This is a genomic window from Pseudomonas sp. FGI182 (genome assembly GCF_000511325.1).
Classification (GTDB): Bacteria; Pseudomonadota; Gammaproteobacteria; order Pseudomonadales; family Pseudomonadaceae; genus Aquipseudomonas; species Aquipseudomonas putida_Z.
The window spans coordinates 3,757,571-3,770,810 of sequence record NZ_CP007012.1 but is presented as its reverse complement, the minus strand read 5'-3'; the positions used below and the strand labels follow the sequence as shown (position 1 = coordinate 3,770,810).

The window sequence follows — 13,240 nt, the reverse complement described above, 5'->3', positions numbered from 1 at the left end:
GTACTGGCCTCTTCGCGGGTAAACCCGCTCCCACAGGTATTGCACAAGCTTCAGACCCTGTGCGGTCCTTGTGGGAGCGGGTTCACCCGCGAAAGGGCCGACCCTGCCTACCACCGCATCCGCACCCCAAGGCTGCCAATCAACCCATTCAGATCATTGTCGTCCACGTCACTGCTGTAATCGGCACTGACAAACAGCGCCACCGAAGGCGTCACCCGCGCCACCAGCCCCAACCCCAGTTCCACCGTGGTCGAGTAGCGCGAGCTGGAGATCTTGTCGACCTGGTCCAGCTTCACCTCATCGGCATTGCTGAAGTCATACCACACGTTGGTCCGCACATAGGGTTCGATCGGCATGCCGCGTACTTCATAACGCCCGGACAGCCTGGCGCCGACCCGACCGCTCCAGCTTGGCTGGCTGTCGAAGGCCTGCAAGGTCTCTTCCTGCGCCCGGCTGCCGGGGAAGAACTGCTGGTTGATCAACTGCGCCTGCGGTTCGATCACCCAGCCGCCACCCAGGCCGATGGGGATGCCGCCTTCCAGCGAGAAGGTCATCGCGTGGCCGCTGTCGTCCAGTCGCTGGCCGTTCTCGCCACGGCCATTGACGTCGATGCGCGAACCCATGGCCACGGCATCCAGGTGCCAGCCCTGTTCATGGGTCATGCTCCAGTAAACCCCCAGGCTTTCACCGCTGAGGTTCACGGCGTTGCGTTGCTTGTCGCCCAACAGCCGGCGCATGCCGTTGAAGCTGGTCTGCAGGTTGTTTTGCCCCACGAAGATCCCCGCGCGGTGCACATTGCCCGCTGCCGTTTCACGCACGAACAGGTCCGGGCCGATCGTCAGTTGCTGGCTGGGTGCCTCCAGCTGGTCCGGGGGCTGCGCGCCACCACGCGCGGTGGTGGGGAAGAACTGCGCCCACTGGCTGGCGACCAGGTCCGGTGCAGCCTGCCCATGGCGCTCGCTCATCTTCTGCGAGAACGCATTCAAGGTACCGATACTCAAGCCACTGGCGCTGACCGGGTCGAGCGACAGCTGTGGTACTGCCGGTTGGTGCAGGAAACCGGGCGAGGCCGGGTCGTCCTGCAGTTCATACGCGATAGTTTCCACCGGGGTTGCCAGAAGCAGCGACGTGGAAACCGCGTAGAAAATGCTGTCGAAGCGCAAGAGGTTCGAGGTGCTTTTCATGGCGGATCTCCTTTGTTTTTGTGTTACAGCCCTAGGACCTGGCCTGTTGTCACGAGCTGTACGGCAAAAACAGTGGGCGACCCAAACCAGCACGCCAGGCTTTCGCCAGCGCGCACGAAGGCGCGAGCTAGAGGCCCGGCGCGAGATCTTTACTGCTTGATATGTTCAGCTAAGGAGAGGCCGCCGCTTGCGTCAAGAAAGTGTGAAGGAAGTGTTCAGGATCCGTGGTTTTGTTCAACGTGTTGATTCTTTTGATAAATCTGCGAGGTATAGCGGGGTTCGCTATTTGTCGTGGCGTGGCTATGAAGAATGATTGCTAAGCCTGACTTCGACCGACAACGGCAGGTGGTCCGACAGGTGCGACCAAGGTTTGTGCCCCAGAATCCGCGGCCCATGGCTTTCGGCGTTGCGCAGGTAGACACGGTCCAGGCGCAACAGCGGCAGCCGCGCAGGATAGGTGCGGGCCAGGTGCCCATGGTGGCGCTCGAAGGCCTCGTGCAGGTCACGCTGCAGGCCCAGGGTGCGGTTGCCGTGGGATTTCCAGTCGTTGAAATCGCCGGCGATAATCACCGGGGCCTCGGCGGGCAAGGACTCGAGCAGCTTGCGCAGCAGTTGCAGTTGTTTCTGGCGATGGCTTTCCAGTAACGACAGGTGCACGCAGATGGCATGCACCTGGTGCTGGCCGGGCACGTCGAGGATGCAGTGCAGCAGGCCACGTCGTTCGGGGCCGGTGATCGACACGTCGAGGTTGCGATGTTCGATGATCGGGTATTTGGACAGTAGCGCGTTGCCGTGGTGGCCGTCGGGGTAGACCGCGTTGCGGCCGTAGGCGAAGTCGCTCCACATGCTGTCGGCGAGGAACTCGTACTGAGAAGTCTGCGGCCAGCCGGGGTAGCGCGCGGCGTGGCGGTCGTGGCTGCCGAGCACTTCCTGGAGGAAGACGATGTCGGCCTGGGTGCTGCGCACCGCCTCGCGCAGTTCCGGCAGGATGAAGCGCCGGTTGAAGGCGGTGAAGCCCTTGTGGGTATTCACCGTCAGCACCTGCAGCCGCTTCACGGCCGGGGCCTGATTGACACTGGCGAAACCTTTACTGCCGGCTTCGGGGTTCACGGTTACTCCTCGGTCAACGGGTTTGCGCGGATCCTTGTAGGAGCGGCCTTGTGTCGCGATCGGGCCGCGCAGCGGCCCCGTTTGTCAGCACCAAGGCAAGAATAGCTGGGGCCGCTGTGCGGCCCGATCGCGACACAAGGCCGCTCCTACACAAGGGACACATACCAGCGGGTTCAGGTTCACTCCTCATCACGCTGCAACACCATCAGCAGCAACGATCGCCCCTTCACCTCGAACGTGCTGTCGAACTGCAGATGCTGCCCCTTGCGCAGCTCTGGCCGGTCGGTATCGACCAGGCAGCTCCAGTAATCCCCTTCGGGCACCGTCGGCAACTCGAACGGAACGATGTCATGGTGGGCATTGACGATCAGCAACACGGTGGCCTCGGCGCCTGGCCGGGCAATGCCGCTGACCTGGGCACGGCCATCGATCAGCATGCCCAGGCAACGCCCGTGCGGGTCTTCCCATTGCTCCACGCTCATCTCGTTGCCATCCGGTGCCAGCCAGGTCACGTCCTTGACGCCGATCGCCTCATTGTAGTCGCCCACCAGAAAGCGCGAGCGGCGCAGTACCGGGTAGGCCAGGCGCAGGCGGGTCAGGCGCTTGACGAAAGCCAGCAGCTCTTTGCCCTCCTGGTCCAGGTCCCAGTTCACCCAGCCGATCTCGCTGTCCTGGCAATAGGCATTGTTGTTGCCGTGCTGGGTGCGGCTGAACTCGTCACCAGCGACGATCATCGGCGTGCCCTGGGCCAGCAGCAGGGTTGCGAAATAGTTGCGCATCTGGCGCATGCGCAGGGCATTCACGGCCGGGTCGTCGGTTGGCCCCTCGACACCGCAGTTCCACGACAGGTTGTTATCGGTGCCGTCCTGGTTGTTCTCGTCGTTGTCTTCGTTGTGCTTGTGGTTGTACGACACCAGGTCGCGCAAGGTGAAACCGTCGTGGGCGGTGACGAAGTTGACCGAGGCATAGGGGCGCCGGCCACGGTTGTTGAACATGTCCCCCGAGGCGGTCATGCGCGAGGCAAAGTCGGCCAGTTGGCCTTCGTCGCCTTTCCAGAAGGCGCGCACGGTGTCGCGGAAGCGGTCGTTCCACTCTGCCCAGCCCGGGGCGAAGTTGCCCACCTGGTAGCCGCCCGGGCCGCAGTCCCAGGGCTCGGCAATCAGCTTCACCTGGCTCAGCATCGGGTCCTGGCGGCAGGCGACGAGGAAACCGTGGCGTTCGCTGTAGCCGTCGTGGTAGCGGCCAAGGATGGTCGCCAGGTCGAAGCGGAAGCCGTCCACGTGCATTTCGCCGGCCCAGTAGCGCAGCGAGTCGGTGACCAGCTGCAGCACGCAGGGGTGGCTCAGGTCCAGGGTGTTGCCGGTGCCGGAATCGTTGATGTAGTAACGCTTGTCATCCGGCATCAGGCGGTAGTAGGAGGCGTTGTCGATACCGCGCATCGACAGCGTCGGGCCGCGCTCGTTGCCTTCGGCGGTGTGGTTGTAGACCACGTCGAGGATCACCTCCAGCCCGGCGTCGTGCAGGTGCGCGACCATTTCCTTGAATTCGGCGATCTTGCCGCTGGCCAGGTAGCGCGGGTGGGGGGCGAAGAAGGCGATGCTGTTGTAGCCCCAGTAGTTGTTCAAGCCCTTGTCCAGCAGGTGCTGGTCGTTGACGAAGGCGTGAATCGGCAGCAGCTCGATGCTGGAAACGCCCAGCTCCTTGATGTGCTTGAGCAACTCGTCATTGGCCAGGCCGGCGAAGGTGCCGCGCAGTTCTTCCGGTACCGCCGGGTGGCGCATGCTGATGCCACGGGTGTGGGCCTCGTAGATGATCGTGCGCTCCCAGGGGATCAGCACGCGCTGGTCGCGGCCCCAGGTGAAGGCAGGGTCGATCACCTTGCACTTGGGCACGAACGGCGCGCTGTCGCGCTCGTCGAACGACAGGTCGCCGTCGGGGTGGCCGATGGTGTAGCCGAACAGTGCTTCGGACCACTGCAGGCTGCCGACCAGTTGCTTGGCATACGGGTCGATCAGCAGTTTGTTGGGGTTGAAGCGGTGGCCGTTCTCCGGCTCGTACGGCCCGTGCACGCGGTAGCCGTAGACCAGCCCTGGGTGCGCGTCGGGCAGGTAGCCGTGGTAGATCTCGTCGGTGTATTCGGGTAGCTCGATGCGTTCGATTTCGTGCTCGCCGGTGGAGTCGAACAGGCACAGCTCGACCTTGGTGGCGTTGGCCGAGAACAGGGCAAAGTTGACCCCAAGGCCATCCCAGGTGGCGCCGAGGGGGAAGGGCAGGCCCTCGCGGATACGCGACGGGGCGACAGAGCGGGTTTTCTTCGGGGTGCGGGGGCTCATGGCGGTCCTCTGTGGCCGTGGTGGTGGAGGGAGCTGCGTAGGCCTGTACCGGCCTCTTCGCGGGTGAACCCGCTCCCACAGGTACACCGTCATCCTCAGGCCTGGCGCTATCCCTGTGGGAGCGGGTTTACCCGCGAAGAGGCCGGTGCAGGCTCAACCGGCAGCCGGCTTTTTCACCGCCCGGGGTTTCTTCACAGCCACGGCCTTCTCAACCGGTTCAGCGGCTACCTTAGGCTTGGCCGGCGCCCGCTTGCGCGGCGCCGCCTTGGGTGCCAGCGCCTCGGCTTCGGCCAGCTTGCGCGCCATGTCCCAATGGCGTTCTTCCTGGCCGGCGGGCTTACCCTCAGATTCCCAGATCTGGTAGGCAAATTCGCGGATACGCTTTTCATCAACACTCATCATGACGCTCCTGATGCTCAAGATTGTTGTATCAGCAGGTTGACCGGAAACTCCGCCAGCACGGCGCTCAACATCAGCTCCTTGGAAGAGCTGACAGCAGCACTGGGGAAAAGTCCCGTCGAGTTGGCAGGCGACAAGGCAAACGGCAGGCTTACCCGGGTGTCGTCCCAGTTCTGTGCCGGGATCAGGGGTGTCGGTGCACCTGCCAGCAGGGTACTGGCCAGGCGTGGCGCGATGATGACGGCCCGTTCGCCTTCGCCAAGGCGGGCGAACGCCACCACCTTGTCGGCATGCCGGCCATGCACGGTCAGCGGCAGGTAGGCGCCACGGCGGAACAGCTCGGCATGGGCCTGGCGGCAGTCCAGCACCCGGGCGATCAGCGCCTGCTTGAGGCGGCCGTCGCGCCAGTGTTCCAGCAGCTCGGCTACCGGCGTTGCATCGTCCAGGGTGCGACGCCGGCAAGCGTAGTCCACGGCGCGGCGGTTATCCGGGTCGACCAGGCTGAAATCCCAGTATTCGTTGCCCTGGTACAGGTCCGGCACGCCCGGCGTGGTCATGCGCAGCAGGGCCTGGACCAGGCCGTTGAGGGCACCGGGGCAGGCCAGCAGGTGGGCGGCATCGGCCAGCGATTTGCGCAGCTGCTGGTTCTCGCCGTCCAGCAGCAGGCCGTCGATGTAGCCGGCACAGGCGTTTTCATATGCTTCGTTCGGCGCGCTCCAGCTGCTGCGCAGCTTGGCCTCGCGCAGGGCCTTCTGCTGCCACTGGCGGATGCGTTCGGCGTACTGGTGCAGGGCGTTGTCATCGTGCAGGTCGAGGTCCAGCGGCCAACTGCCCAGCAAGGTCTGCAACAGCATCAGCTCGTCGCCGGGGCTGGGCGCCGGGCCGTCATCCAGTTGCGTGCGCAACGGCGTGGCCAGTTCGCGCCAGTGTTCCATGCGGCTGGCCAGCCACGGGCCGCGCTCGCTGAGCACGGCCAGGCGCGCACGGGTGTCTTCGCCGCGCTTGTGGTCATGGGTGGCGCTGGCCAGCAGGTTGTCGGGGAAGTCACGCAGGCGCCGCTGGGCCTCGTTGTGGAAGTGCTCGAGCGGGGCGCTGAAACGCTCGGCGTCGAAGCCCACATCGTTGCGCGACAGCAGCCGGGCGCTGCGGTAGAACGCGGTATCTTCCACGGCCTTGGCGGCACTGGGCGCGGTCAGTTGCTGGAAGCGCACGCAGGCGTGGCGCAGCTGCTTGCGCGCCCGGCCTGCTGGCAGGCGGCGCCAGGCTTGCCCGCCCAGCCATTGTTGCAGGTGCTCGAGCAGCGGCCAGTCGGCTTCGCCCAGGTCCTGCCGGGCATTGGCCAGGGCCTGCTGGAAAAACCCTTCGTCTTCTGCCGGGCGCCCGCAGGCATTGAAGTAGGTGCGGTACACCGGGTAATGCGCCACCAGTGCCTGCAAGGCGCGGCGGATCGCGCCAAGGGTCAGGTCGCGGGTCATCAGGTCGTTGCGCGCCACCTGCAACAGCGCCTGGGCCACCGACTCGCAGTCGCCGGCCAGGCTGGCATTGAGCACCAGGTGGCGGGCCTGACGCACTTCTTCGGGGAAGTCGGGGCGTTCGCTCACATTGGCCCACAGCTCGGTCAGGGTTGCTTCGCCCGCCGGGTCGTGCTGCAGCAGCGAAACCTGGTTCATGAATTCATAGCCGGTAGTGCCGTCGGTAAGCCAGTCGCGGTGCAGGTGCTCGTTGGCGCCGAGGATCTTCTCCACGTAGATCGGGAAATGCTCCAGGGCGGCGTTCAACGGCCGCCGTGCCAGCAGGCCATCGACCCGTCGGCGCAGCTTGCGGCAGTAACCGCGCGGGTCGGCCAGGCCGTCGATATGGTCGATGCGCAGGCCGTCCACCAGGCCGCGCTCGATCAGCTCGAACAGCTTGGCGTGGGTGGCCTCGAACACCACCGCGCGTTCCACCCGCAGGCCGCCCAGCTCGTTGATGTCGAAGAAGCGCCGCCAGTTGATGTCGTCGGCGGCGGTACGCCAGCTGGCCAGGCGGTAGGTCTGGCGCTCCAGCAGCAGGTGCAGGCGCTTGAAGCCATTCTCGCTACGGCTGTCAAACGCCACCAGGGCCGATTCGAGGTCGGCGCCTTCGCCTGCCAGGCGCGCCAGTTCGGCTTGCAGGGGCAGGGCGTCGGCCAGCGGCGTGGCCGATGCGTTCAACGCGGTGAAGCGTTCGGCCAGGGCCTTGAGCGCCGGCTCCGGGCTGAGGGCGAGAATCCAGCCATAGTCGACCGGGCAGATCGGGAAGCGGTGTTGGTAATGAGCGATTTGCAGCAGCCCATGGTGCTTGTCGAACTCAAGCGGTATCTCGCCATTTTTCAGCGCCACGCCATAGTCGCTGGCGAGGAACGGCAGCAGCAGCTGACCGGCCAGCAGCGGGTCGCTGGAGTGCCACTGGATGTCGAAGAATTCTGCATAGGGGCTGCGCCGGCCCCAGGCCAGCAGGCTCTGCCACCAGGGGTTGTCGGCACCGCCCACGGCCATGTGGTTGGACACCGTGTCGAGGATCAGCCCCATGCCGTGCTGGCGCAGGGCGGCGACCAGCCGTTGCAGCGCCGCTTCGCCGCCCAGCTCGGGGTTGACGCAGGTCGGGTCGACCACGTCGTAGCCGTGGCGCGAACCGGCGCGGGCCTTGAGGATGGGCGAGGCATACAGGTGGCTGACACCCAACTGGGCGAAGTACGGCACCAGCGGCACGGCGTGATCGAGGGTGAAGTCACTGTGAAACTGCAGGCGCAGGGTCGCGGTCAGCGCTTTCATCGGTCACGCTCCCAGGCCTGTTCGCGGGCCTGGGCCAGCAGTTCCAGGCGCCGCGCGGCGTCTTCGTCGTCGAGCAGTTCACGTACCGGCCGGGCGAAGCGTCGGCGCCAGTTGGGGTGGCCGGCGGTGGTGCCCGGCAGGTTGGGTTGCTCGTCGCAACCCAGCAGGTCTTCCAGCGGCACCAGCACCAGCGGTGCGCGGGTGTGGCCAACGTAGCGGATGGCGGCGTCGATCAGCGCGTCGTTGTCCGGCAGCGTGCCGTAGTTGGCCTCCAGGGTGCGGCGCAGGCCGTCGTGCTCCTTCTGCCGCTCGTGGCGCCAGTGCAGTTCGGTGGCAGCATCGATCAGTTGCAGGCGGTGGCTCCAGTCGATGTCGCGGTTTTCCAGCCAGCCGGCCAGCGGTGCCAGGTCATGGGTGCCGGTGGTGGCCAGGGCGTTGTCCGGCCAGTCGAGAATCGGCTTGAAATGGCCGGGCTGGGTCTGCTCGAAGGGCAGCACGCGCATGCCCAGCACGGCCTTGGCCGCCAGTTGCTCGCGCAGGCCGTCCGGCACGGTGCCCAGGTCTTCGCCGAGGATGATTGCCTGGTGGCGCACCGACTCCAGCGCCAGCAGGCGCAGCAGGTCGTCCAGCGGGTAGTTGAGGTAGGCGCCTTCGCTGGGCTTGGCCCCCTGCGGGATCAGCCACAGCCGGCGCAGGCCCATGACATGGTCGATGCGCAGGCCGCCGGCGTGGGCGAGGTTGGCCCGCAGCATTTCGATGAAGGCGCGGTAGCCGTTGCGTTTGAGGCCTTCGGGCGAGAAGGCGCAGATGCCCCAGTCCTGGCCGGCACGGTTGAGGATGTCGGGCGGTGCGCCTACCTTCAGGCCTGCCAGCAGCTCGTCCTGGCGGCTCCAGGCCTGGCTGCCGGCACCGTCGGCGCCCACCGCCAGGTCAGCGATCAGGCCCACCGCCATGCCGTTGCCGCGCGCTGCTTCCTGGGCGCGTTGCAGGCCCCGTTCGGTCAGCCATTGGCAAAAGGCATGGAACTCGACCTTGGCCGGGTAGGCGTTGGCGAAGGCCTCCACTTCCGGGTGGTACGGGTCGTGCCAGGCCTTGGGCCAGTGGCGCCAGTCGGCGCCCAGGCCATGCTCCACGGCCTGGGCCTGCAGCACCTCGAAGCGGCAATGGTGCTCCAGGGCCTGGCCACCGGCTTCGCGGAAGCTGTCAAAATCCTTGCGCAACGGGTGGTCGCCCTGGCTGAAGCCCTGGTACAGGGCTTCGAGCAGGCGCAGGCGGGCGCTGGCGGCACGCGGCCAGTCGACCAGCGGGCCTTGCTCCAGGTCTTCCAGTTGTTGCTCCAGGCCGCAGGCTTCGATGGCCACGCGCACCTCCCGCTCGCCCAGCAGCGCGGCAGGGCTGGCGTAAAGGGTGTTGAGCAACAGGCGGCTGGAGGGCGAGTAGGGGCTGTAGTGCGTCTGGTCGATGGCCGACAAGGCGTGGATCGGGCTGATGGCCAAGGCATCGGCACCGCGCTCGGCGGCCGCGCGGGCCAGTTGTTCCAGGGCCAGGCAGTCGCCGTAGCCGCCATCGCCGGGGCGGCGCAAGCTGTACAACTGCACCGCCAGGCCCCAGCAGCGCGGTGGCGGCTGCTGCACGCGGTCTTCAAGGCTGTGGCAGCGTGGCGGGGCCACGGCCACGGTGAAGCGGCGGCTGTCGATTTCCACCTGGTGGTAGCCGATGGGCAGCGCTCCGGGCAGGCGGGCCTGGTCGTCAAGGCTGAGGGTGAGGGCGCTGTGGTCCTCCAAGGTGCAGTGCGCGACGCTGGCGGCGCTGAAGTAGCGCGCCAGTGCCAGTGGCTGGCCGAGGTCGGCGGTCAGCAGCGGCGGCAGGTGCTCACTGTCTTCGGCAGCGGCCACGGCGCGCAGGCTGGCGGCAATGGCGGCGTCATCGCTGGCCGGGTGGCCAAGGCCTTCAAGGATGTTGCGCAGTACCTCGTCGCTGACACGCTGGGGCCGGGCATTGGCGTCGATCCAGTCGCGGCTCAGCCCGACGCGGGTCGCCAGGCGGTGCAGGGCGGTTTCGCTCATGGGCGCTCCAGGGCAGGGGGAAGCAGGCTGACCACGCAGCTGTAGGCGGCCAGGTGGGTATCGGGGTGCCGGGTGTCGCTGCTGTCGAACAGGCGGTTGGCCGGCGCGGGCAACTCGACCCCCTGCGGGGTGGCGGCCAGGTTCAGGTCGATGCGCAGGGTGGTGCCATTGCCCAGGCACCAGCGTGCGGTCAGGGCCTTGTCGCCGTGTACTTCGGCGCCCAGCGCGCGGCTGCCGGGCAGGTGCGGGATCACATGGCGGCGGCGCAGTTCGAGCAGGTGCTGGTACAGGCCGTGCCAGCCGGCGATCACTTCCTTGCCTTGCGGGCGGGAGGCCTCGAAGGTCTGTTCGGCGTTGGGGTCGGGGATGCGTTGGCGCTCCTCGGGGTCGGCGAAGGCGGTGAAATGGGCGAACTCGCCGCGCCGGCCTTCGCGCACGGCGTCGGCCAGCTGGTCATGGAAGTCGGTGAAGAACAGGAACGGCCGGCAGCTGCCATCGTCGTCGCCCATGAACAGCAGCGGGATCATCGGTGCCAGCAGCAACAGCCCGGTGGCCGCCCGCAGCGCCTGCGGTGGGCACAGGCGGGTCAGGCGCTCGCCCAGGGCACGGTTGCCGACCTGGTCATGGTTCTGCAGAAACAGCACGAAGGCGCTGGGTGGCAAGTGCGCGCTGGGCTCGCCGCGGGGCGTGCCATGGCGGTTGGCCTGGCCCTGGAACACGAAACCTTCGGCAAGGCAGCGGGCCAGCTGGTCGATGGGGCGCTGCTGGTAGTCGGCGTAGTAGCCTTCGGTTTCGCCGGTGAGCAGCACATGCAGGGCATTGTGGCCGTCGTCGTTCCACTGGGCGTCGAAGCCTTGCTCCAGCAGGAAAGCCTGGTTGTGCTCGTTCTCCAGTACCAGCCATACGTGGCGGCCGGGTTCCACCGCAGCACGTACCCTTTGCGCCAGCTCGACCAGGAAGTCGGGCTGGTCGATGGCGTGCACGGCATCCAGGCGCAGGCCGTCAAAGCGGTAGTCGCACAACCACATCAGGGCGTTCTGGATGAAGTACTCGCGCACCTGCGGGCGACGGAAGTCGATGGCTGCGCCCCAGGGGGTCTGCCGGTCTTCGCGGAAGAACGGGCTGGCGTACTGGTGCAGGTAATTGCCGTCGGGGCCGAAGTGGTTGTACACCACATCGACCAGCACCATCAGCCCGTGGCCATGTGCCTGGTCGACCAGCGCACACAGCTGCTCGGGGCTGCCATAGGTGTTTTGCGGCGCATAGGGCAGCACGCCGTCGTAACCCCAGTTGCGCTCGCCAGGGAACTGCCCCAGCGGCATCAGCTCGACGGCGCTGATGCCCAGCTCGGCCAGGCGCGGCAGTTGCCGGGCGACCCCGGCGTAGCCATCGAGCAGGCCGACATGCAGCTCCTGGATGACCGCTTCGTGCCAGGGCCGGCCTTGCCAGGGGTGTTGCCAGGCATAGCTGGCCACATCCACCACCTGGCTCGGCCCCTGCACGCCATCGGGCTGGTAGCGCGAGGCCGGGTCGGCCACCTGCAGTGCACCATCGATACGGTAGTGGTAACGGTCACCGGCCTGGCACGGGGCCACGCCGGTGAACCAGCCATCATCGTCGGGCAACAGCTCGATGGCCGGCTGCTGCTCCAGTTCCACGCTCACGCTGCGCGCATCCGGGGCCCAGAGGGCGAAGCGCGCCGACGTGGCGTCCAGCAGGTGTGCGCCATGTCTGTGCATCTTCGATTCCCCGTTCAGTAGTGGCTGTGCTGTGCCTGCTTGACCAGGTCTTCGTACAAGCGTGCGTAGGGTTCCACGGCCTGGCACCAGTTGAACGGTTGGGTCATCGACAGGCAGCGCATGGCGTTCAGCAGGTCCTTCTTGCCATATACATAGAAGGCGCGGCTGAGTGCCTGGCGATAGCTCTCGACGGTGGACTCGTTGAACAGGAAGCCGGTGACGCCGCACTCGATGGTGTCGGCCAGGCCGCCAGTGTTGCGCGCCACCGGCAGCGAGCCGAAACGCTGCGCGTACATCTGGCTGAGGCCGCATGGCTCGTAGCGTGACGGCATCAGCAGGAAGTCGCTGCCGGCGAACATGCGCCGGGCATCGGTTTCGTTGAAGCCGATGCGCACGCCGATACGGCCCGGGTGGCGTAGCGCCAGTTCGCGCATGGCCTGCTCTTCTTCCGGCTCGCCGCGGCCGATGATCGCGATCTGCCCGCCTTGCTCGACGATGTAGTCGGCCACACCCAGGGTCAGGTCCAGGCCTTTCTGGTAGACCAGGCGCGAAACCACGGCGAACAGCGGGCCTTCGGAGGGCTGCAGTTTGAACAGGTCGCGCACTTCCTGGGCATTGCGCGCCTTGCCTTCCCAGTCGTTGATGCTGAAGTTGTGCTGCAGGTGCTTGTCGGTGGCCGAGTCCCAGCTTTCGTCGATGCCATTGGGAATGCCCCCGAGCAGGCCTTGCTGGGCCTTGCTGGCGAGGAAGCCGTCCAGGCCGCAGCCGAATTCCGGGGTGGTGATTTCCCGGGCATAGGTGGCGCTGACCGTGGTGATGTGGCTGGCGTAGGCCAGGCCGGCCTTGAGGAACGACAGCTTGCCGTAGAACTCCATGCCTTCCTGCTGCATGGCGTGCTCGGGGATCGCCAGTTCCGGGCTGCAGCCGCGGCTGTACACGCCCTGGTAGGCCAGGTTGTGGATGGTGAACAGGGTGGGCGTACTCAGCCCGCGCCAGTGCATGTAGGCCGGTGCCAGGCCGGCGGGCCAGTCGTGGGCGTGCACCACTTCGGGCTGCCAGTGGATCTTGCCTTCGCCGGCGGCGATTTCGGCGGCGGCCAGGCCCAGGCGGGCGAAGCGGATGTGGTTGTCGGGCCAGTCGCGGCCGTTGTTGGCACCATAGGGAGTACCGTCGCGCTGGTAAAGCTCGGGGCAGATCAGCACATAGATTACCAGCCCGTCGGCCATGTCCATGCGGCCGATCTTGCACGGCGGCAGGGCGGCGTGGCCACCCAGTTCACCGACGATGTGGATGGGGTTGTCGCTTTCCATCACCTGGCGGTAGCCGGGGATCAGCACCCGCACATCGTGCAGGTGCGCCAGGGCACGGGGCAGGGCTGCAGACACGTCACCCAGGCCACCGGTTTTCACCAGGTCGGCGATTTCCGAGGTCACGAACAATATCTTGCGCTTGTTGCGGTTGTGCTGGCGCTGGGCGCCGGGTGCCTTGCCTGTCGTGGCGAAGTCCGGGGTGAGCGGTTCGCGGTTGTCCGGGTTGAATGAATCTACGTGAGGCTCGACAGCGGCACTGATCATACTTCTCTCCGTCCCTATGCTTGGCCGGGTGCTGGCACCCGTG

8 protein-coding genes are annotated in these 13,240 nt (G+C 66.4%); all 8 read right to left on the bottom strand.

Annotation, left to right across the window (positions count from 1 at the left end):
* Positions 1-107: 107 nt before the first annotated feature.
* Complete coding sequence (locus C163_RS16670; protein ID WP_025339816.1) at positions 108-1,184, bottom strand: autotransporter outer membrane beta-barrel domain-containing protein; 1,077 nt, start codon at positions 1,182-1,184, stop codon at positions 108-110.
* Between the two features lie 300 nt (positions 1,185-1,484).
* Entirely contained in the window at positions 1,485-2,294 is an 810-nt protein-coding gene (locus C163_RS16665; protein ID WP_025339815.1) for an endonuclease/exonuclease/phosphatase family protein, read from the bottom strand.
* Positions 2,295-2,473: 179 nt separating this feature from the next.
* A complete protein-coding gene (gene glgX, locus C163_RS16660) occupies positions 2,474-4,627 on the bottom strand; it encodes a glycogen debranching protein GlgX (RefSeq protein WP_025339814.1) in 2,154 nt (717 codons plus the stop codon).
* Positions 4,628-4,780: 153 nt separating this feature from the next.
* A complete protein-coding gene (locus C163_RS16655) occupies positions 4,781-5,029 on the bottom strand; it encodes a DUF2934 domain-containing protein (protein WP_025339813.1) in 249 nt (82 codons plus the stop codon).
* A gap of 14 nt (positions 5,030-5,043) precedes the next feature.
* A complete protein-coding gene (locus C163_RS16650) occupies positions 5,044-7,818 on the bottom strand; it encodes a malto-oligosyltrehalose synthase (protein WP_025339812.1) in 2,775 nt (924 codons plus the stop codon).
* A complete protein-coding gene (malQ, locus tag C163_RS16645) occupies positions 7,815-9,884 on the bottom strand; it encodes a 4-alpha-glucanotransferase (RefSeq protein ID WP_025339811.1) in 2,070 nt (689 codons plus the stop codon). The genes C163_RS16650 and malQ overlap by 4 nt, the downstream gene beginning before the upstream one ends.
* A complete protein-coding gene (treZ, locus tag C163_RS16640) occupies positions 9,881-11,623 on the bottom strand; it encodes a malto-oligosyltrehalose trehalohydrolase (protein ID WP_025339810.1) in 1,743 nt (580 codons plus the stop codon). Before treZ ends, malQ begins: the two co-directional genes overlap by 4 nt.
* Before the next feature lie 14 nt (positions 11,624-11,637).
* Positions 11,638-13,197 (bottom strand): glycogen synthase GlgA, encoded by a 1,560-nt coding sequence (gene glgA, locus C163_RS16635; RefSeq protein WP_025339809.1) that lies wholly within the window; start codon positions 13,195-13,197, stop codon positions 11,638-11,640.
* Positions 13,198-13,240: the final 43 nt, after the last annotated feature.